Annotated in this window: 21 protein-coding genes; 9 read left to right on the top strand and 12 right to left on the bottom strand. The window is 58.3% G+C overall.

Annotated features, from left to right (window positions below; all coding sequences use genetic code 11):
- Positions 1-13: 13 nt before the first annotated feature.
- The gene (locus tag ACEN8E_RS24130; RefSeq protein WP_495590147.1) at positions 14-724 is read right to left on the bottom strand and encodes a hypothetical protein; all 711 of its coding nucleotides are present in this window, start codon (positions 722-724) and stop codon (positions 14-16) included.
- Positions 725-1,254: 530 nt separating this feature from the next.
- Between ACEN8E_RS24130 and ACEN8E_RS24125 the strand changes: the two genes are divergently transcribed.
- Positions 1,255-1,881 (top strand): response regulator transcription factor, encoded by a 627-nt coding sequence (locus tag ACEN8E_RS24125; RefSeq protein ID WP_056726139.1) that lies wholly within the window; start codon positions 1,255-1,257, stop codon positions 1,879-1,881.
- Positions 1,882-1,962: 81 nt separating this feature from the next.
- Here ACEN8E_RS24125 and ACEN8E_RS24120 read toward each other — a convergent pair whose 3' ends face one another.
- The 8 genes from ACEN8E_RS24120 to metG all read right to left on the bottom strand — a co-directional run bounded on the left by ACEN8E_RS24120 (position 1,963) and on the right by metG (position 8,942).
- Complete coding sequence (locus ACEN8E_RS24120) at positions 1,963-2,142, bottom strand: PA3496 family putative envelope integrity protein (protein WP_007972325.1); 180 nt, start codon at positions 2,140-2,142, stop codon at positions 1,963-1,965.
- Between the two features lie 106 nt (positions 2,143-2,248).
- A complete protein-coding gene (gene nth / locus ACEN8E_RS24115; protein WP_007985859.1) occupies positions 2,249-2,887 on the bottom strand; it encodes an endonuclease III in 639 nt (212 codons plus the stop codon).
- A gap of 25 nt (positions 2,888-2,912) precedes the next feature.
- Positions 2,913-3,497 (bottom strand): Rnf-Nqr domain containing protein, encoded by a 585-nt coding sequence (locus ACEN8E_RS24110; RefSeq protein WP_495590146.1) that lies wholly within the window; start codon positions 3,495-3,497, stop codon positions 2,913-2,915.
- Positions 3,490-4,101, bottom strand: coding sequence for an RnfABCDGE type electron transport complex subunit G (locus ACEN8E_RS24105; protein ID WP_495590145.1), 612 nt, complete (start codon positions 4,099-4,101; stop codon positions 3,490-3,492). The genes ACEN8E_RS24110 and ACEN8E_RS24105 overlap by 8 nt, the downstream gene beginning before the upstream one ends.
- Positions 4,098-5,084: an RnfABCDGE type electron transport complex subunit D gene (locus tag ACEN8E_RS24100; protein ID WP_495590144.1), complete on the bottom strand. Its 987-nt coding sequence runs from the start codon at positions 5,082-5,084 to the stop codon at positions 4,098-4,100. The genes ACEN8E_RS24105 and ACEN8E_RS24100 overlap by 4 nt, the downstream gene beginning before the upstream one ends.
- A complete protein-coding gene (rsxB, locus tag ACEN8E_RS24095) occupies positions 5,071-6,084 on the bottom strand; it encodes an electron transport complex subunit RsxB (protein WP_495590143.1) in 1,014 nt (337 codons plus the stop codon). The genes ACEN8E_RS24100 and rsxB overlap by 14 nt, the downstream gene beginning before the upstream one ends.
- Positions 6,081-6,650, bottom strand: coding sequence for an electron transport complex protein RnfA (locus ACEN8E_RS24090; RefSeq protein WP_495590142.1), 570 nt, complete (start codon positions 6,648-6,650; stop codon positions 6,081-6,083). The genes rsxB and ACEN8E_RS24090 overlap by 4 nt, the downstream gene beginning before the upstream one ends.
- A gap of 240 nt (positions 6,651-6,890) precedes the next feature.
- Complete coding sequence (gene metG / locus ACEN8E_RS24085) at positions 6,891-8,942, bottom strand: methionine--tRNA ligase (RefSeq protein WP_495590141.1); 2,052 nt, start codon at positions 8,940-8,942, stop codon at positions 6,891-6,893.
- Positions 8,943-9,125: 183 nt separating this feature from the next.
- Between metG and apbC the strand changes: the two genes are divergently transcribed.
- Positions 9,126-10,220 carry an iron-sulfur cluster carrier protein ApbC gene (gene apbC / locus ACEN8E_RS24080; RefSeq protein ID WP_008018529.1) on the top strand — a complete coding sequence of 365 codons (1,095 nt, stop codon included), beginning with the start codon at positions 9,126-9,128 and terminating at the stop codon, positions 10,218-10,220.
- A 128-nt stretch (positions 10,221-10,348) separates the two neighbouring features.
- On the opposite strand, the gene ACEN8E_RS24075 is transcribed toward apbC, so the two are convergent.
- Positions 10,349-11,107, bottom strand: coding sequence for an SDR family oxidoreductase (locus ACEN8E_RS24075; RefSeq protein WP_495590140.1), 759 nt, complete (start codon positions 11,105-11,107; stop codon positions 10,349-10,351).
- A gap of 164 nt (positions 11,108-11,271) precedes the next feature.
- Between ACEN8E_RS24075 and ACEN8E_RS24070 the strand changes: the two genes are divergently transcribed.
- From ACEN8E_RS24070 to groL, 4 genes are all read left to right on the top strand, one after another.
- Positions 11,272-12,003 (top strand): HugZ family pyridoxamine 5'-phosphate oxidase, encoded by a 732-nt coding sequence (locus ACEN8E_RS24070; RefSeq protein WP_495590139.1) that lies wholly within the window; start codon positions 11,272-11,274, stop codon positions 12,001-12,003.
- Positions 12,004-12,069: 66 nt separating this feature from the next.
- Entirely contained in the window at positions 12,070-12,546 is a 477-nt protein-coding gene (locus ACEN8E_RS24065) for an FxsA family protein (protein ID WP_057396774.1), read from the top strand.
- A 248-nt stretch (positions 12,547-12,794) separates the two neighbouring features.
- Entirely contained in the window at positions 12,795-13,088 is a 294-nt protein-coding gene (locus ACEN8E_RS24060) for a co-chaperone GroES (RefSeq protein WP_007985847.1), read from the top strand.
- 49 nt (positions 13,089-13,137) lie between these two features.
- On the top strand, positions 13,138-14,784 hold the full coding sequence (gene groL, locus ACEN8E_RS24055; RefSeq protein ID WP_495590138.1) for a chaperonin GroEL: 1,647 nt from the start codon (positions 13,138-13,140) through the stop codon (positions 14,782-14,784).
- 130 nt (positions 14,785-14,914) lie between these two features.
- On the opposite strand, the gene ACEN8E_RS24050 is transcribed toward groL, so the two are convergent.
- Complete coding sequence (locus ACEN8E_RS24050) at positions 14,915-15,658, bottom strand: phosphatase PAP2 family protein (protein ID WP_495590137.1); 744 nt, start codon at positions 15,656-15,658, stop codon at positions 14,915-14,917.
- Between the two features lie 54 nt (positions 15,659-15,712).
- A complete protein-coding gene (locus tag ACEN8E_RS24045) occupies positions 15,713-17,662 on the bottom strand; it encodes an LTA synthase family protein (protein ID WP_495590136.1) in 1,950 nt (649 codons plus the stop codon).
- Between the two features lie 201 nt (positions 17,663-17,863).
- Between ACEN8E_RS24045 and colR the strand changes: the two genes are divergently transcribed.
- The 3 genes from colR (at position 17,864) to ACEN8E_RS24030 (ending at position 20,634) form a co-directional block, all read left to right on the top strand.
- Positions 17,864-18,547 (top strand): two-component system response regulator ColR, encoded by a 684-nt coding sequence (gene colR, locus ACEN8E_RS24040; protein ID WP_007985839.1) that lies wholly within the window; start codon positions 17,864-17,866, stop codon positions 18,545-18,547.
- Positions 18,537-19,811, top strand: coding sequence for a sensor histidine kinase (locus tag ACEN8E_RS24035; protein WP_495590135.1), 1,275 nt, complete (start codon positions 18,537-18,539; stop codon positions 19,809-19,811). Before colR ends, ACEN8E_RS24035 begins: the two co-directional genes overlap by 11 nt.
- Positions 19,812-19,965: 154 nt before the next feature.
- A complete protein-coding gene (locus ACEN8E_RS24030; protein WP_495593388.1) occupies positions 19,966-20,634 on the top strand; it encodes a class I SAM-dependent methyltransferase in 669 nt (222 codons plus the stop codon).
- Positions 20,635-20,637: the final 3 nt, after the last annotated feature.

The following is a 20,637-nucleotide window of genomic DNA, read 5'->3' as shown; positions in this document are numbered from 1 at the left end:
AGTCTTTCTTGGCCTACACGTTGTTGTTTGCCGGCTGTCCGGTTTGATCAATGATCGTCAACCTGTGCGAGTCCAGATTGTAGGCAACATGAACGGCGGCACAGTGCTTCCTGGTCTGCCTTGAATGTTTAAGCGCACTGGCTTTGAGCAAAGTCTCCGAAACGGCACAAGTGACAAACAGAATCACATACGCCGTCTTTTCCCGTGGCCTCTGGATGGTTTCCAGCAGCGCTGCAAATTCGATCTCCTTGCTTATCCAGCGTGCATCAATGATGCACAGGTCTTTTACAAGCTCCGGCAATTGAAGTTGATGCTGGACAAAAACAGTGGATTGCAGACCAATCTCCGTTGGCGGGTCCTGTGCACCGCAGGGTGTCCGGGCTGAGTGCCGGTCATTCGTTGACGTTTCCGGAACGTGATTTTCAGGCACTTTTGCAGACGATTTTTTTTCCGCGCGTCCAGCATCATCCATGACCCTCATGAAATGTTTTCCCTTTTCAAAGTCGGACGGCGCATACAGTGATCGGTAGTTGAAGTTGAGTGTCGCGAAAAAAAGTAAAAGTAAATAAAACGGAAAGCTGATCAGAAACCAGACATAGAGTTCTCTTTCTTCTTGATCAAGGAAGGGTAGAGAAACAGCTGCCGAAGTTTCAGAGAGCGCTGCGAATATCGCGATAATTGTCATTGGGTTGGTGATTCGTTTTTTGTCATGTTCTGTGTTCATACTATATTGTCTTTTCTCGAATGGTTTGTGAGGTTGGTTTGAAGGGGTGAATATTTAGTATTTTTCATTGTTTTTTTGTTTTGGTAAGTGCTTTCATTTCCTGTTGTGTTGTTTTTCGGTTTTTGAATGCGGGTGGTATTTTAATGATTGCTCAAGAAAATTTATTTGCTGTAAGAGTAATTGGATGCTTGGTGTGTGATATTTCCGGTGTGACTGTTGAGTGAGTAAATATCAGTTACGCTTTAACGGGGGAGTAGAGACTTATGTTTGTCAGGACGCGGCCGTTCGGGCCGGTTCTCGGAAAAATCTGGTCGTAAATCGATAGAGACGACTGCTGGAAAGTGCAACACACTGACGCTGATACAGTTTTCAATTCATTCCGTTCGAGGGATTTTTGTAGGAGGAATCCGTGTTGTTTGTAGGGGATGTCTCTTGGTGCCGGTGGCTGGAAGGGGCGACATGCCATGGGTGAAACGACTAGGCTATTGTGCGGGCTCTAAAAATTCGAACAGCGAAAATTGGACTTGCCCATGAATAAAGTGCTGATCGTGGATGATCACCCCGTCATTCGTCTTGCGGTACGTATGCTAATGGAGCGTCATGGCTACGAAGTTATTGCAGAAACCGATAATGGTGTGGATGCACTGCAACTGGCCCGTGAACTTATGCCGGATATTGTCATTCTGGATATCGGGATTCCGAAACTGGACGGGTTGGAAGTCATCGCGCGTTTGTCTTCGGCCTCAATGCCGATGAAAGTCCTGATTTTGACTTCCCAGGCGCCGGGGCATTTTTCCATGCGTTGCATGCAATCCGGTGCGGCCGGTTATGTTTGCAAGCAACAAGACCTGACGGAGTTGCTCAGTGCAATAAAGGCCGTATTGTCAGGCTACAGTTACTTTCCCAATCAAGCCTTGCATACCGTGCGTTGCAGTTTGGGGAACGCCAGTGAGGCCGATATGGTTGATCGATTGTCGGGGCGGGAAATGATGGTCTTGCAACAGTTGGCCAGAGGAAAGACCAATAAGGAGATTGCCGATGGAATGTTTCTCAGCAATAAAACGGTCAGTACTTACAAGACCCGTCTGTTGCTGAAACTGAATGCAAGGTCTCTGGTCGATTTGATCGAGCTGGCACAACGCAATGGTCTGGTGTGATGACGTAACCGTACGATCAAGGGGTGTCTGCGGGAGTATGGCACCTAGAAAAAAGCCTCCGTTTCGGGAGGCTTTCAGGTGTCATAAGTCAAAATCGTAATCGGCCAATTGCTTTTGCAGTCGGCGCTCCTCCAGCAGATTGTCGATGGTGCGGCGCTTGCTCAGATTAGTTTTCGCTACTTCAACCACCGGCTCGGCGTCATCGGTTTCGGCGGTGGTGAAGTCGTCTTCTACGTCCAATTGCTCTTTGCCAGTACTCATTTAGTTACTCCAGGCTAAGAAGGCCTTTGGGGCTCCTTATATCGACAATCTCCCGGCGGGTAAAAAAGATTTTTTCAATCGACAATCCAGTAATCCCAATAGCGCCTCAATCGTCGGAGGTCTTGTGCTTGTATTCGCACAAGTCCTCGATCCGGCAGCTTCCGCATCGCGGCTTGCGGGCGAGGCAAACATAGCGGCCGTGAAGGATCAGCCAGTGATGGGAGTCGAGCAGGTACTCCTTGGGCACGAATTTCATCAGTTTTTTCTCGACTTCCACCACATTCTTGCCGGGAGCAATGCCGGTACGGTTGCTGACCCTGAAAATATGCGTGTCGACGGCCATGGTCAGCTGACGGAACGCAGTATTGAGCACCACGTTGGCGGTTTTACGGCCGACGCCGGGCAGCGCTTCCAGCTCTTCGCGGGTTTGTGGCACTTCACCGGCGTGACGCTCGACCAGCAAGCGGCAGGTTTCGATCACGTTTTTCGCCTTGCTGTTGTACAGACCGATGGTCTTGATGTACTCCGACAGTCCCTCTACGCCCAGGGCATGGATCGCTGCCGGGGTATTGGCGACCGGGAACAGCCTGGCTGTGGCCTTGTTGACCCCGACATCGGTCGACTGCGCCGAGAGAATCACGGCAATCAGCAATTCGAACGGTGAGGAATAGGCCAGCTCGGTTTTTGGCTCCGGGTTGTCCTCGTGCAGTCTGCGGAATATTTCCAGACGTTTTGCGGCATTCATGGGCGGTGCGTTTCCTCGACGGCAATCAATGTGTGGAAGTGGGGCGCCAAGCCTGCCAGGCGGCGATCAGCAGCCCGAGCAGAATGAATCCGCCAGGGACCGATGTCGCCAGGCGCAGACCGCCATCTGTCACCAGCACCCAGCCTTGCCAGTCAGTTTGCGTTGCGCCGGACAGCCACGATAGATGGTTTCCAAGCGTTCCGTTACCGATGAGTTCGCGCAGCAGGCCCAGCGCGATCATGAGTGTGGCAAACAGACCATCGAGTCGCAGGCGTTGGCGCCAGTCGCGCTGAAAGTACCCAGTGTGTTCCAGTGCTACGCATTGCAAAGCGATCAAGGTGCCATAAAGCCCCAGATGCTGTTGCCATTGCAGCGACCAGGCCTGCGCCATGAGTTCCGCGCAACTGGTGAGCGTGGCCGCCAACAGGATGCTGGCCAGCAGGCGAGTCGCCGGGACCAGTCGGGATCGCAAGGGCCCCATTGCCAGACTGAACAATCGGGTCACCGCCATGAACATCAGGCACAGGCCAAGTGCGGCCATCAGCGAGTGGGTGGCGCCGATCAGTGGCGTCAGCATCAAGGCGTTGCGCAGAGTCGATGAGTTATCCATGGGCAGGAGTTCCGAGCAGTGGTTGCCGATGTTCATCGAAGTAGCGCAATGCATCGTGGACCGCATTGATCACTGCTCTTGAGGTGATGGTCGCGCCTGCGATCTGATCGAACTGCCCCTGATCCTTTTTCAGCGCCCAGCCGCTGTCACCAGGTTCTGTTCGGGATTTGCCGGAAAAGACCTGAAGCCAGGTATTGGGCCAGTCGGCGATCCGTGCTCCCAGTCCTGGTGTTTCCGACTGCATGAGGGTTTTGACGCCCAGCAACCTGCCATTGGCGTCGATAGCGATCAACAGGTCGATGGCGCCAACGTAGCCAAGGGTTTGACTGCGCAGTAACACCGCGACAGGCTGATCGGCCCGGGTCGCCAGATAACCACCCAGCAAGGTGCTGTTGGTCAGAACGGTTGTTTCGAACTTGATGGGGTGTTCGAGCGGCTGATTGTCGTAGCTGTCTGACGGGATCAGGTCGAGCAGGTTGCGGCTGTCGATCAGGCGCTGTTCGGCTGCAATGCGCGGCGCGCTGCCGAGCTGCACGAAGTACGTCACGCCAAAGCCCAATGCGGCCAAAAGCACTACAAGCGCGATGCTTGATGTCCGGCTCATGGCGCCTCCGGCTGTTGTCTGGCCGCCACGAACCGCTCCAGCGCCGGCACACACAGGTTCATCAACAGCACGGCGAAGGCGATACCGTCCGGATAGCCGCCCCAGGTACGAATCAGATAAGTCAGTAGCCCGACGCCAGCGCCGAACAGCAGCCGTGCGCCGGGGCTTCTGGCGCCGGACACCGGTTCGGTGATGACGAAAAACGCCCCCAGCATGGTCGCGCCGGTCAGCAGATGAAACAGTGGAGAGCCATGGGAGTCCGAGCCCGACCCGTTCCAGCACAGCAGGCTGATGATGAACAGGCTGGCGAGCATGCCGACGGGGGCATGCCAGCTGATCACCCTTCGTTGCAGGAGAAAAACCCCACCCGCCACAAACGCCAGGTTCATCCATTCCACCCCCCGGCCGCCAAAGTGGCCGAATGCCGGGTTGCCGGCAAACAACTCATCCATGGTCAGGCTTTTGTTGATCCGCAGACTGTCCAGTGCCGTGGCCTGCACCCATGCATCCGGTGTATGGCCGACACCAAACACTTGCTGCAAACCACTCAGCAGGTCCATGCCATGGGACGATGGCCAGAGGGTTATTGGTTGGGGAAAGGTCACCAGCACCAGGGCAAAACCGAGCATCGCCGGATTGAAGGGGTTCGAGCCGACGCCACCATACAAGTGCTTGCCAAACACCATCGCAAAAGCGGCAGCACTGAGGGGCAGCCACCATGGGCAGTAAGGCGGCAACGCCAGAGCCAGCAATGCGGCACTGACCAGCGCGCTGCCGTCACTCAGGGTTGGCCTCAGCGGTCGCTTGCGCCATGACACGACAGCGGCCTCAGCGGCCAGCGCAGCAGCTGCCGCCAGAACCAGGTTGATCAACACACCCCAACCGTACAGCCAGAATGCCACGAGCATTCCCGGTAGCGTGGCCAGTAGCACCAGTTTCATCGCCTGTTGCAGGCGATCATCCACTGCTTCAAGGGCTGGCATGGGCGTCCACCTGGCGTTCGGCTTCGCCGAGTGCGCGCTCCAGGGCTTCGATCTGTTCCGCTGGTGCTTCGTTGGCCTGAGCCTTCTTGAGTTCGGCGCGGCGCATGGCCAACTGGATCTTGGCCCGTTTCAGATCGGCATCATTTGGCGATGCAGTGGCGACCGTCGGCGCAGGGGCTGGTGGGGTGGCGCTTTCCAGTTGCGCCAGGTTTTGTTCGGCGGCTTCGAACTGCTGTTGCAAGACGATCAGCTGCGATTGCTGTTCGAAGGTCGGTGGATGTCCGAAGGCCTTCAGCGATTTGTGCAGTTGCGCCCGACTCATCGCCACATCGATTTTTGCCTTTTTCAGCGCGGCATCGGCATTGGCGGCTTTCTGTGCGCGAACTCGCTCGAGGGCGGCCTGCACCGGGTCGACTGCCGCTTCGGCTGGTTGTGCGGCCCGCTGTCGGGCCAGGCGCTCGGCGACTTTCTGTTGCTCCTCACGCTGCAAGCGGGCATTGCGTTGTTCGAAGCGGTGTCGTGCGTGATCGCGCTTGAGGGTGCGGGCCTGCCTTGCCTGCGGTGTAAGGGCCAGGCCCCCGACAACGGGCAGTACCGTGTCCGGTGGCAGTGGGCGCATTTCGATGCAGTCCACCGGGCACGGCGCCACGCAGAGGTCGCAACCGGTGCACTCATCGATGATCACTGTGTGCATCAGTTTGGCCGCACCGACGATGGCATCGACCGGGCAGGCCTGAATGCACTTGGTGCAACCAATGCACTCGGCTTCGCGGATATAGGCGATCTGCGCGGGTGCCGAGCCGCGAGTGATGTCCAGTTCCAGCACCGGCACCTTCAGCAACTCGGCCAGGGCCGCGATGGTTTCGTTGCCGCCCGGTGGACACTTGTTGATCGCCTCACCGCTGGCGATGCCTTCGGCGTACGGTTTGCACCCGGGGTGGCCGCACTTGCCACATTGGGTTTGCGGCAAGAGTGCGTCGATGCGTTGAATCAGACTCATGTTTTGATCAGTCCGCTGAATCCGAGAAAGGCCACTGCGATCAGGCCGGCACCAATCAGGTCGATCGGCAAGCCGCGAAAGGGCAGGGGAACATCGTTGTCGGCCGTGCGTTCACGCAAGTCAGTGAACAGGCTCAACACCAGCCAGAAGCCCAGCCCTGCGCCGAGGCTCAAGGCTGTGGCGTGAAAGAAGCCTTTTTCCTCCTGGGCATTGAACAAGGCCACGCCGAGTATGCCGGCATTGCCCAGCAACAACGGCCATAGGCCCTCGAATGGTAGTGTCGAAAACACCCGAGCCAGCCACTTCAGCAGTGGGCTGATCAGCAGCACGCTCAATGGCAGAAACACAAACAGACGCAGCGCCGTCAATTGCAGCGGCACCAGCAGCCAGTGATAAAGCGCGTAGCCGAGCATGCCCACGACCAGCATCAGGCATGTCGTCGCAATGCCCAAGGCATGGACCTGACGGCGCTGGCCGGCCAACAGCGGATCCACACCCAATGGCCAGTGCAACACGAGGTTGTTGATCAGGGCGGTGCTGATGAGCGTAAGCAGGATTTCGGTCATTGTTCGTGCCGGCAGGAACGGTAGTTTTTTGTAGGAGCGAGCTCGCTCGCGATGGACTCAAGGGCGCTGCGTTCAACCGATGGACACGCATAATCGTTAACGACCATCGCGAGCGAGCTCGCTCCTACAGGAGATGGTCTAAAAAGCTTAGGCATTATCCGGCAAGGCGGGAGGGTGGGCCAGACATGAAAATCCCACAGTCACGCCAGGCACGACTGTGGGATCGATTTACCGCAGACCTTACTTGATGCGCTGGCCCGGCTTGGCGCCGCTGTCAGGGCTGAGCAGGTAGATCTCTTCTCCGCCAGGGCCGGCCGCCATCACCATGCCCTCGGAGATGCCGAATTTCATTTTCCGAGGCTTGAGGTTGGCGATCATCATGGTCAGTCGACCGTTGAGCTTGGACGGGTCCGGGTAGGCGCTCTTGATCCCGGAGAATACGTTGCGTTGCTCGTCACCGATGTCCAGGGTCAGGCGCAACAGCTTGTCGGCGCCTTCCACGTGTTCAGCCTTGACGATCAGCGCGACGCGCAAATCGACTGCCGCGAAGGTGTCGAACTCGATTTCCGGCGACAGCGGATCCTTGGCCAGTTCGCCATTGCCGGCAGGTTGCGCTTCGCCGGTATCGGTCTGGCTGGCGGTCAGGTCTTCTTTCGAAGCGTCGGTCATGGCTTGCACCTTGACCGGGTCGATACGGGTCATCAGCGGCTTGAACTCGTTCAACTGGTGATTGGCGAGCAAGGTCGCGTGGTCGTTCCAGGTCAGCGGCGCGACATTCAGGAACGCCTCGGCATCGGCTGCCAGCAGTGGCAGGACTGGCTTGAGGAAAATCACCAACTGGCGGAACAGGTTGACGCCGGTGGCGCAGATGGCCTGGACTTCATCCTGCTTGCCTTCCTGTTTATTCAACGACCACGGCGCCTTGTCGGCGATCCAGGCGTTGGCGCGGTCGGCCAGGCCCATGATCTCGCGCATGGCGCGGGCGAAGTCGCGGGCCTCATAGGCGTCGGCAATGCCTGGCGCGGCGGCCAGGAATGCTTCGGTCAACTCTGGCGCGGCGTTGGTGTCGACCATCACGCCGGCATTGCCTTTGTGAATGAACCCGGCACAACGGCTGGCAATGTTGACGACCTTGCCCACCAGGTCGGAGTTGACCTTCTGCACGAAGTCTTCAAGGTTCAGGTCGAGGTCATCGACGCCACGGCCCAGCTTGGAGGCGTAGTAGTAGCGCAGGTATTCCGGCGACAGGTGATCCAGGTAAGTGCGGGCCTTGATGAAGGTGCCGCGGGACTTGGACATCTTCTGGCCATTGACGGTCAGGTAGCCGTGCACGTTGATCCCGGTCGGCTTGCGGTAGCCGGCGCCTTCGAGCATGGCTGGCCAGAACAGGGCGTGGAAATTGACGATGTCCTTGCCGATGAAGTGGTACAGCTCGGCGGTGGAGTCCTTGCCCCAGAACGCGTCGAAGTCCAGCTCCGGCGTACGGTTGCACAGGTTCTTGAAGCTCGCCATGTAGCCGATCGGCGCATCGAGCCACACGTAGAAGTACTTGCCCGGCTCGTCGGGAATCTCGAAACCGAAATACGGCGCATCGCGGGAGATGTCCCACTGTTGCAGGCCGGCGTCCAGCCATTCGGCGATCTTGTTGGCCACGGCATCCTGCAGGGTGCCGCTACGGGTCCAGGTCTGCAGCATGGCCTGGAAATCCGGCAGCTTGAAGAAGAAGTGCTGGGAGTCCTTGAGCACCGGGGTGGCGCCGGAGATCGCCGACTTCGGATCCTTCAGGTCAGTTGGTGCGTAAGTCGCGCCGCATTTTTCGCAGTTGTCGCCGTACTGGTCTTCGGTGCCGCATTTCGGGCAGGTGCCCTTGATGAAGCGGTCGGCCAGGAACATTTTCTTTTCCGGGTCGAAATACTGGGTGATCGAGCGCTGGGCGATGTGCCCGGCGTCACGCAGCTTCAGGTAGATCTGGCTCGACAGCTCACGGTTTTCTTCGGCGTGAGTGGAGTGGAAGTTGTCGAAGTCCACCAGGAACTCGGCAAAGTCGGCGCTGTGTTCAGCCTGGACGTTGGCGATCAGTTGTTCCGGGGTGATGCCTTCCTTTTCCGCGCGCAGCATGATGGCCGAACCGTGGGCGTCGTCGGCGCAGACATAGATGCATTGATTGCCGCGGTGCTTCTGGAAGCGCACCCACATATCGGTCTGGATGTATTCCAGCATATGGCCGAGGTGAATCGAACCATTGGCATAGGGCAGGGCGCTGGTGACGAGGATCTTGCGTGGCTCGGACATGGGGCTCGGCTACTTGATGAAACGGAGGTCGGCCACTATAAAGCGCCGGCGCATATTTTTCACCCCATGAGCCTGTTTCATTGGATGAGTAACGGGTCGATGCAATCTTTTGTGCATCCCGTCGAACGCTCAGAACAGGTACGATAGCCTTCATCTTTTCCAGTCCTGTTTTCGGAGTTGCCCATGAGCGCCGTCAATCGCGCAGCGGTGGAAGCCGTCCTTCGCCAATACACCGACCCTTACCTGAACCAGGATCCGGTCAGCGCCGGGTGCGTGCGCAACATCGAGATCCAGGGCGACCGCGTCAGCGTTCAGCTCGAATTGGGTTACGCCGCCGGCCTGTTCAAGAGTGGCTGGGCGCAGATGCTGGAAATGGCCATTCAGGGGCTCGATGGCGTGGCAAGTGCCCGTGTCGAGATCACCAGCGTGATTGCCGCACACAAGGCCCAGGCACAGGTTCCGGGGCTGGCCAACGTCAAGAACGTGGTGGCCGTGGCGTCCGGCAAGGGTGGCGTGGGCAAGTCCACCACGGCGGCCAACCTGGCCCTGGCCCTGGCCCGCGAAGGCGCCAAGGTCGGGATTCTCGATGCGGACATCTACGGCCCGAGCCAGGGCATCATGTTCGGCATACCGGAGCGCACCCGTCCCGAGGTCAAGGATCAGAAATGGTTCGTCCCGCTCAAGTCCCATGGCGTGGAAGTGATGTCCATGGCGTTCCTCACCGATGACAACACGCCGATGGTCTGGCGTGGTCCGATGGTCTCCGGCGCCTTGCTGCAATTGGTGACCCAGACGGCGTGGGGCGATCTGGACTACCTGGTCATCGACATGCCGCCAGGCACCGGTGACATCCAGCTGACCCTGGCGCAGAAAGTGCCGGTGGCTGGTGCGGTCATCGTTACCACCCCGCAGGACCTGGCATTGCTGGACGCGCGCAAGGGCGTGGAAATGTTCCGCAAGGTCAACATTCCGGTGCTGGGCGTGGTGGAAAACATGGCCGTGCACATCTGCTCCAATTGCGGACATGCCGAGCATCTGTTCGGTGAGGGTGGTGGCGTGAAGCTGGCCAACCAGTATGGCGTCGAGTTGCTGGCCTCGTTGCCGCTGTCGATGGTCATCCGCGAACAGGCCGATGGCGGCAAGCCAACGGTGATCGCCGAGCCTGACAGCCAGATCGCCATGGTCTACCAGGAACTGGCCCGCCATGTCGGCGCGCGGATCGTGTTGCAGGAAGCGTTGACGCCGGCGATGCCGAACATCAGCATCAGCGACGATTGATCATCTGAATCATTGTCCTCTGTGGGAGCGAGCCTGCTCGCGAAAGCGGTAGATCAGTCAACTTAACTGTTGAATGAAAAATCGCATTCGCGAGCAGGCTCGCTCCCACATGGGTTTTGTATCAGGTTTTAGATCCGCAACCCGCCATCCATCTCCAGAATCCGGCCGGTGTAGTAGTCGTTCTCGAAGATGTACGCCGCCGAGTGAGCGATCTCTTCAGGTTTGCCCATGCGCTTGAGCGGGATTCCGGCAGTCATTTTTTCCAGTGCTTCAGGCTTCATGCCCAGGGTCATTTCGGTTTCGATGAAGCCCGGTGCAATGCCGGCTACGCGAATGCCGTAGCGCGCCAGTTCCTTGGCCCAGGTCACGGTCGCCGCAGCGACACCGGCCTTGGCCGCCGAGTAGTTGGTCTGACCGACGTTGCCAGCACGGGAAATCGACGAGATATTGATGATCGCGCCGGCGTTTTTCAGCTCGACCATCTTCGCCGCGACTTCACGGGTGCACAGGAACACGCCGGTCAGGTTGACGTCGATGACTGCCTGCCACTGGGCCAGGCTCATTTTGGTCATTTCGCCATCCTTCACCTTGAGCAACAGGCCGTCACGCAGGATCCCGGCATTGTTGATCAAGCCATGGATCGCGCCGAAGTCTTCAGCGACCTGGGCAACCATGTGAGTCACTTGCTCTTCGTTGGCCACGTTGCACAGGTAGGCACGGGCCTCGACACCCTGGGCCTTGCAGGCCGCAACGGCGGCGTCGAGTTTTTCCTGGTTCAGGTCCACCAGCGCGAGTTTCGCGCCCTTGCCTGCGAAATACTCGGCCATGGAACGGCCCAAACCCTGGCAACCGCCAGTGATAATGATTACTTTGTCAGTGAGTTGCATTCGCATGCCCCCGGTAGCAGGTCTGAGTGGTTTCCTTGTAGAGAGCCTCTCGATCTGCGCCTGACATGGCCCGGCTGCACATGAGAACTGCCCCGATGGCGTGCTGGGACTTTCACCAGCAGCTCGTCCGTTTTTCTGACGGATTCTATTTAAGGAGTCATAAATTGAGCGTTGAAGCAGCTAAGCATGCACGAGAATTGCTTCTCAAGGAATACCGTGGAGTGCTCTCGACGCACTCCAAATCGATGCCCGGTTTCCCGTTCGGCTCCGTGGTTCCGTACTGCCTGGACGAGCTGGGCCGGCCGCTGATCCTGATCAGCCGCATCGCCCAGCACACCCACAATTTGCAGAAAGACCCGAAATGCTCGCTGTTCGTGGGCGAGCGTGGCGCCGAAGATGTCCAGGCCGTTGGGCGACTGACCTATCTGGCCGAAGCCCAGCAGCTCGAAGACGAAGCCGCCATCGAAGCCGCCTCTGAGCGTTACTACCGCTACTTCCCGGAGTCGCAGGGTTATCACAAGGCCCACGATTTCGACTTCTGGGTGCTCAAGCCTGTACGCCATCGTTACATCGGCGGTTTTGGCGCGATTCACTGGGTCAACGACCTGACCCTGGCCAACCCTTTCGCCGGCAAGGTTGAACTGAGCATGGTCGAGCACATGAACGCCGATCACGCCAAGGCCATCGCCCATTACGTGGAGCTGGCCGGGTTGCCGGCAAACGTGCCGGCGCAAATGGCCGGTATCGACGCCGAAGGCATGCACCTGCGCATCGGTCAAAGCCTGTACTGGTTGCCGTTTCAAGCGCCTTGTAATACGCCGACACAAGTCCGGCAGGCCTTGGTTTCTCTGGCTCACGCCGAACATTGGCCGAAAAATGAAGTGGCCGACGCTTGAATTCACGAAACGGCGACGTCATCTAAGGTGAACTGGCAAGGCATTCTTGCGTTGAGGAACCATTTGATGCGCCCTTTTTTGTTGCTCTTTCTGCTGTTTCCGGTGTTGGAGCTGTTCGTATTCGTCAAGGTGGCAGGGTCCATCGGGTTTTTCCCGGCCCTGCTGCTGATCATTCTCGGCTCGATGTTCGGTGTGTTCGTGCTGCGCATCGCCGGCCTGGCCACGGCCCTGCGTGCCCGTGAAAGCCTGAGCCGCGGCGAGCTGCCGGCCCAGACTATGCTTGAAGGCCTGATGCTGGCATTGGCCGGTGGCTTGTTGATTCTTCCGGGTTTCATCAGTGATGTGATCGGCCTGCTCATGCTGCTGCCGTTCAGTCGCCGCCTGCTGGCGGGTAAAATGCGCCAGCGCGCCGAAGAGCAGGCCATGCGTCAGCGAGCGTTCGCCGACGACCTGCAGGCACGCGGCGGTCCAGCCCCCCGCGAGCCACTGGGGCGTGAGCCGACAGTGATCGAAGGTGAGTTCGAACACCGCGATACCAAGTAATGGCACTCCGCTCACGGCACCTTCGGGTGCCGTGTTCGTTTGCGGAGCATCGACCTGAAAAAATTTCGATCGCCGCCCTTGTAATAAGCTTATGCGCCCTTATGTAACGGTCACCGCAAGGTTTCTGGCGAACACGCCAGACAGACTTCCGCGGTTCGCTTGACGAGCCGCAACCGGCTACGCCGGCCTTTGTTAAACCCGCCGGGACTACACCGGCCGATGAAAACCACAATTAGGAGAGATCGACAATGAAGCTTCGTCCTCTGCATGACCGCGTCGTCATCCGTCGCAGCGAAGAAGAAAAGAAAACCGCTGGCGGTATCGTCCTGCCAGGTTCGGCTGCTGAAAAAGCCAACAGCGGCGAAATCCTCGCTGTAGGCACCGGCCGCGTACTGGAAAACGGTGAAGTGCGTGCACTGTCCGTGAAAGTGGGCGACAAGGTTGTGTTCGGTCCTTACTCCGGCAGCAACACTGTGAAAGTCGACGGCGAAGACCTGCTGGTAATGAGCGAGAACGAAATCCTCGCTGTTATCGAAGGCTGATTACCCGCTCATTTTCCCGCTACTTCAAAGTATTTAAGGAATATCGATCATGGCTGCTAAAGAAGTTAAATTCGGCGATTCCGCCCGCAAGAAAATGCTCACCGGTGTCAACGTCCTGGCTGACGCAGTAAAAGCGACCCTGGGCCCGAAAGGCCGTAACGTGATCATCGAGAAGAGCTTCGGCGCTCCGACCATCACCAAGGACGGCGTTTCCGTCGCCAAAGAAATCGAACTGGAAGACCGTTTCGAAAACATGGGCGCGCAGCTGGTCAAAGACGTTGCCTCCCGTGCCAACGATGACGCAGGCGACGGTACCACCACCGCTACCGTTCTGGCTCAATCGATCGTCAACGAAGGCTTGAAAGCCGTCGCTGCCGGCATGAACCCGATGGATCTGAAGCGCGGTATCGACAAAGCGACCATCGCGATCGTCAAAGAGCTGAAGGCCCTGTCCAAGCCATGCGCTGACACCAAGGCAATCGCTCAGGTAGGTACCATCTCCGCCAACTCCGACAACTCCATCGGCGACATCATTGCCGAAGCCATGGAAAAAGTCGGTAAAGAAGGCGTGATCACCGTTGAAGAAGGCTCGGGCCTGGAAAACGAACTGTCGGTTGTTGAAGGCATGCAGTTCGACCGTGGCTACCTGTCCCCGTACTTCGTCAACAAGCCAGAGACCATGGTCGCTGAGCTGGACGGCCCGCTGATCCTGCTGGTCGACAAAAAGATCTCGAACATCCGCGAAATGCTGCCAGTCCTGGAAGCCGTTGCCAAAGCCGGCCGCCCACTGCTGATCGTGGCCGAAGACGTTGAAGGCGAAGCCCTGGCGACTCTGGTTGTGAACAACATGCGTGGCATCGTCAAAGTCGCAGCCGTCAAGGCTCCAGGCTTCGGCGACCGTCGCAAGGCCATGCTGCAGGACATCGCCGTTCTGACCGGCGGTACCGTTATCTCCGAAGAGATCGGCCTGAGCCTGGAAAGCACCACCCTGGAACACCTGGGTAACGCCAAGCGCGTGACCCTGTCCAAGGAAAACACCATCATCGTTGACGGTGCTGGCGTACAGGGCGACATCGAAGCACGCATCGCCCAGATCCGTGCCCAGGTTGCCGAGACTTCCTCCGACTACGACCGTGAAAAACTGCAAGAGCGTCTGGCCAAGCTGTCCGGCGGCGTTGCAGTGATCAAGGTTGGCGCTGGTTCCGAAGTTGAAATGAAAGAGAAGAAAGCCCGCGTTGAAGACGCCCTGCACGCTACCCGTGCAGCCGTTGAAGAAGGCGTGGTACCTGGCGGTGGCGTGGCCCTGATCCGTGCTCTGGAAGCACTGACCGAACTGAAAGGCGACAACGCCGATCAGGACGTAGGTATCGCTGTGCTGCGTCGCGCTGTTGAAGCGCCGCTGCGCCAGATCGTTGCCAACTCCGGCGATGAGCCAAGCGTAGTGGTCGACAAGGTCAAGAACGGCGAAGGCAGCTTCGGCTACAACGCTGCAACTGGCGAATACGGCGACATGATCGAAATGGGCATCCTGGACCCAACCAAGGTCACCCGTTCGGCTCTGCAAGCTGCAGCCTCGATCGGCGGTCTGATCCTGACCACCGAAGCAGCGGTAGCTGACGCACCGAAGAAAGAAGGTGCAGCTGGCGGCGGTATGCCAGACATGGGCGGTATGGGCGGCATGGGCGGCATGATGTAATCCAGCCTTACCCCTGTACGAAAAAACCCCGTCTGCGCAAGCAGGCGGGGTTTTTTATTGCCTGGATTCAGATGGTCACATCGATCCATTGTGGGAGCGGGTTTGCTCGCTCCCACATTTGAACTGTGATTCAGGCGCTGGCAGGTACTGCTTTTGCCTCGCGTTGAGCCTTCAACGCCGGTCGATACAGAACGCAGTAATACGACCCCAGACAAATCAGCCAGCAGAACACCGCCGTCCACACGTTGTGCGAAAAGAAGTGCGCGCCCTGCATCATCCGCCCGATGGAGAACACCGAGCCGAGGGCGAAGGCGAAGACGAACGCTGCGCGAGCCATGCGCGGGCGACGGTCGCGCAATACGAAAAACAGGGCAAACAGGGTGAAACCGGTGGCTGCATGGCCGCCGGGCCAGCAACGTCCCGGTTTATCGGTGTGCGGGCGAGGGCTCAGCAATTCGCTGTAGGTCTCGTGACCGCCGAATTGCTCAAGGCTCCACGGGCACTGCACCGCAGTCACTGCTTTCATGGGCGTGACAAAGGAAGTCGCCAGGCCCAGGGATAGCACCAGGCAACCCAGTTCACGCTTCAACGGTTTGAGCCTGGTCATGAAAAACGAAGCGACGTAGCCGAAAATGGCGAACACCGAAAATGCAATGACTACCTGCTTGGCGCGGGTATGCAGGATGTTTTCCAGGAAGTAACTGTGTCGTCCGATGAAGTCACCCGCGACCGGGTCGTAGAACAGCTTGGCAAGGTCCATGTCCAGTGAGCTCAGTTCGAGCAACACCAGAGCGATCGCCGCAACGGCGGGAACCCCCAGGCACACCCAGAAGTTGAGCGGGCGAGGGGCAGGGCGGACAGCAGTTGATGACATGGTGGATCCTGAACAAAGGAAAAAGCCCCGGGGCATCAGCCCGGGGCGATTCGGTTAACGATCGCCGACTTGACCGGCACCCTCCTTGGGCGCCTTCCAGCCAAGCAGCTGTTGCTTGAAGCCATAACTGGCGGTTTGGTAATAGGTGATTGCGCGGGTAATCAGCGGGTCACTGGCGCTGGACCGGGACTCGCGACTTTCAGTCAGCGCGTCATCGTGACGACGCAAGCCCTGGCGTGGGCTCAAGATCGCCAGGTCTTTGCCGTCGAACAACCCCAGGTGCTGGTAGTTACCGAGCACCACGCGTGGAGGCAGCGGATTGTCCTGCAACAGGTTACGGCCAAAGAACGTCGATTCATAATCCAGATTGAGCAAACCCAGCAACGTTGGCGCCAGATCGATCTGGCTGGCCAATTGTGCAGTTTCCCGGGCTTCGATCAACTTGGGCGCATAGATGAACAGCGGAATCTGATAGTTGGCGACGGGCAAGTCTTCCTTACCGGCGCTGCCAGCGGTGTGGTCGGCGACAAAGACGAAGATTGTATTGTCAAACCAGGGTTTTTGCCGCGCCTGATCGAGAAACTGACCGATGGCGTAGTCGGTGTATTTCACCGCGCCGTCACGGCCGTTGCCCGACTTGATGTCGATCCGGTTGTCCGGGTAGGTGTAAGGGCGATGGTTGGACGTCGTCATCAGTTGCAGCAGGAATGGCTGCTGCCGGGCGTAGTCGGCATCGGCCAGTTTCAGTGTCTGCTTGTAGAGATCTTCGTCGGCCATGCCCCAGGCATTCTTGAAGTGAATCTCCGACTCTTCGACGCTGCTCTGGTCTACAACGCGATAACCGTTGCCGCTGAAGAACGCATTCATGTTGTCGAAGTAACCGCGGCCACCGTAGACAAACACACTGTCGTAGCCGACGGCATTGAGTTGCTGGCCAAGGCTGGCAAAGCCGCTTTCACGACCGACGCGCTTGACGATCGAGCGACCGGGTGTCGGTGGGATCGCCAGGGTGATGGCTTCCAGGCCGCGGTCGGTGCGGGTGCCGGTGGCGTAGAAATTGTTGAAATACAGGCTCTGCTTGCGCAAGGCATCAAGGTTGGGCGTCAGGTTACGGGTGTCACCGTTGCTGCCCATGTACTTGGCGCTGAAGCTTTCAATGGTGACCAGCACGATATTGGGCTTGCGCAGTGCGCCCGGATTATCGATCTGCCGGCGAATGTCCTGCGGGTCCTCACCTACGAAGCGGGCATTGGGTTCTGCCAGTTCGGCGCGAATCTGTTGGGCAACCACGGCCGATGGCAGTGTGCTGTAGAACTGCGGGTAGTCCAGTTCGTTGTTGCGGAATGCCGCGAAGAATTGATACGGGCCATTGCTCGCCAGTTCGTTCTGATAGGCGTTGCCGCCCTGGGCGCGCGGAGAGTCCTGGCTGAGCAGTTGCATGCTCAGGCCGGCGACGATCAACAAACCGAGTGCATTCAGCAAGCGCCCACGCAGCGGCGGCAACGGTGCATCGAGTGCAGCGTTGAAGGGTTTGCGCAATACAAAACTCAGGACCACAGCCAGCACGGCGAGGATGCTCAGCAGTGTGCCGATCGGGTACGATTCGAGCAGGTTGTTCAGTACTTCGTCGGAATACACCAGGTAATCGACGGCGATGAAGTTGAAGCGCACGCCGAACTCATCCCAGAACAGCCACTCGGCCACTGAAGTGAATAACATCGCGAACAGACTGACCGTCAGCAGCCCCTGAAGGAACCAGCGATGACCACGCGTGCGCCACAGGCCCGGCGGACACAGCAACAGGTAGAGGCCCATGGGCAGCGCGGCGTAGGCAATGAAGCCCAGGTCGTAAATCAGGCCGATGCCGAACACCGACAGGGAGCCGCTTCCGGCCTCATCCAGATGCGTGAGGAGCAGGACTGTTCGAGTCAGAAAAAATATCGCCAGCCAGGCGCCGGTCACCAGCAGTAAAAAGCGCATGGGGGCCGTCTTCAAATAGTCCATTTTTTGTATTCCTTATTATCAAGCGCGTGTGAGTCTCGGCTGACCGCTGTAGTCAGCGCGTGAATCGATAGTGAAAAACTTGTTAATCATACCTTTTGGTTGATCGAATTGATTCACCCCTGGCTTCCCCTAGCCGTAGGCCACACTTGGCCTTAAGCTGCGCGGGCCATGACGGCCGTTACTGTGTACGGAGAGATACCCATGCGAATTCTATTGGTTGAAGACAACCGCGATATCCTGGCCAACCTGGCCGATTACCTGGGGCTCAAAGGTTATACCGTGGATTGCGCGCAGGATGGTCTGTCTGGCCTGCATCTGGCGGCCACCGAGCACTACGATTTGATCGTGCTCGATATCATGTTGCCCGGCATCGATGGCTACACCTTGTGCAAGCGTCTGCGCGAAGATGCCCGCCGCGAAACGCCAGTGATCATGCTCACGGCCCGTGATCAACTGGATGACCGTCTGCAAGGCTTCAAGTCGGGTGCCGATGATTACCTGATCAAACCGTTTGCCCTGTCTGAACTGGCGGCCCGTATCGAAGCGGTCATGCGCCGGACCCAGGGCGGCGGGCGACGGACCCTGCAGGTCGGCGACCTGAGCTATGACCTCGACACCCTGGAAGTCACCCGCGAAGGCCGGTTGCTGAAACTCAACCCGGTCGGCCTGAAGTTGCTGGCCGTGTTGATGCAGAAAAGCCCTCATGTGCTGCGCCGTGAAATTCTTGAAGAAGCGCTGTGGGGGGACGACTGCCCGGACAGCGACAGCCTGCGCAGCCATGTCCACCAATTGCGCCAGGTGATCGACAAACCGTTCGCCAAGCCTTTGCTGCAAACCGTGCACGGTGTGGGGTATCGCTTGGCCGAGGGCCGTGATGGAGTTTAAGCAGAGTCTTGCTCAACGAATCATCATTGCCTTTGCGCTGATGAGCGCACTGGTGGCCGGTGCCTTTGCCATGGGCATCGTGGCGACCGTGCACCTGGTGGAAGAAAAGCTGATTTCGGCAGGTCTGGGCGGCGATTTGCAGCGCCTGTTGCTGATGGACAATGTCGCGGACTGGAGCCATCGACCCGAACCGGACCAATTGTTCTACTTCAGCGGCGGACGGGGTGATTTCAGCTTGCCCAAGGATCTGCGGCACCTGGAGCCGGGGTTCCACGAAGTGTTCCGTGAAAACCTGTCGTACCACGCCATGGTCGAAATCGTCGACGGCCGACGTTACGTGCTGTTGCAGGACCAGAGCGACTTCGAAGAGCGTGAGCGGGTGCTGTTTGCCGTGGTGCTGGTGGGTTTCGTACTGAGCCTTGCGCTGGCAGTGTTTCTCGGCAGAGTCCTGGCACGCAAGGTCATGGCGCCAGTGGTGCGGCTGGCCCGCCAGGTACGCCATCGTGATCAACTGCTGGGTTTGGCTCCTCCTTTGGCTCCGGATTATGCCGCCGACGAAGTGGGCGAATTGGCCGTGGCCTTCGACGCCACCCTCGGGCGCTTGCGTCAGGCCCTGACCCGCGAGCGGTTGTTCACCAGCGACGTCAGTCACGAATTGCGTACCCCCCTGATGATATTGGCCAGTTCCTGCGAGTTGCTGCTGGAAAACCCTGGTATCGATCAGCGCGGTCGCGCTCAGGTCGAGCGCATTGCCCGGGCATGTGAAGAAATGCGTGAGCTGGTGCAAACCTTCCTGATGCTGGCCCGTGCCCAGCGTGAAGATGCCAGCATGTCGCCACAGCAGTCCCTGAGCCAGGTAGCCGAGGGTCTGCTCGGCCTGTGGCGCGAGCCCATTGAAAGCAAAGGGTTGAAGCTGATCTTCGAACCGGGCGAGCCTGAGGCCAAGGGCTACAATGCGACCTTCTTGCACGCGGTAATGGGTAACTTGCTGCGCAACGCCCTGCATTACACCGAACAGGGCTTTATCCGCCTCACGCTGACCGGCACGGGCTTTCTGGTCGAAGACAGTGGTGTGGGCATTCCCGAGGAAAAGCGCGAGGCGATGTTCGAGCCGTTCGTTCGGGGCACTGAAAAGCGCGGGGAAGGCTTGGGGCTTGGGCTTTCACTGGTGCAGCGGATCTGTGAAAACCAGGGCTGGAGCGTCAGCCTGACTACCATGGAGCCCAATGGTTGTCGTTTTCAGGTGGAGTTGTCCCGAACCTGATCCGTTGAGTCAAGCATCCAGCAAACGCTATCAACTCTGTAAAGGCTTGTAATACTTCCGGGTTTCCCGTAATGAAATTTTCACAAGTGGATCACCTGTCACCGACACCGCGAAACCTAAGGTAGGTGCTATCAGAGGTTCAGGAGACGTGATGATGGACGGCCCGATCAAGCTCGATTTTTCCGAAAAGTACGACGATCAGCACGCTCAACGCTATTTGCGCAAACACCAGGAGAGTCTCGGCCGTCGACTGTCCCATTGGCGCGACGAGCAACTGGCGCGCAAGGCGCTGGCCCTGGCTGGCGAACCTGGTCTGGTCCTCGACTTGCCGTGCGGTGCAGGGCGTTTCTGGCCCTTGCTGGCGGAAAAAACCAACCGCGTGATCATTGGCGCCGATAATTCGAAGTCCATGCTGAAGATCGCAACCCAGGCGCAACCAGCCGACGTGGTGAAACGGGTACAACCCTTGCACACTTCTGCATTCGACATCGCCTTGCCGAACAACGCTGTCGACAGCATTTTTTGCATGCGCTTGCTCCACCACATCGGTGAAGCCGAGCATCGCATGGCTATTTTTCGCGAATTCGAGCGAGTTACCCGTGACAGTGTGATCCTTTCTCTGTGGGTCGACGGCAACTTCAAGGCCTGGAAACGCAAGCGTTCGGAGAAAACCCGTGGGCAGGAAGGTTACCAAAACCGCTTTGTGTTACCGGCCGCTACCGTAGAGAAGGAATTTGAGCAGGCGGGTTTCCGTATCCAGGAACAACTGGACTTTTTGCCGCTCTATGCCATGTGGCGAGTTTACGTATTACGCAAGAGGTAACAG

The organism is Pseudomonas sp. Pseusp9, assembly GCF_059491265.1.
The sequence above is the reverse complement of the archived record's forward strand: the minus strand, read 5'-3'. Positions and strand labels throughout refer to the sequence as shown.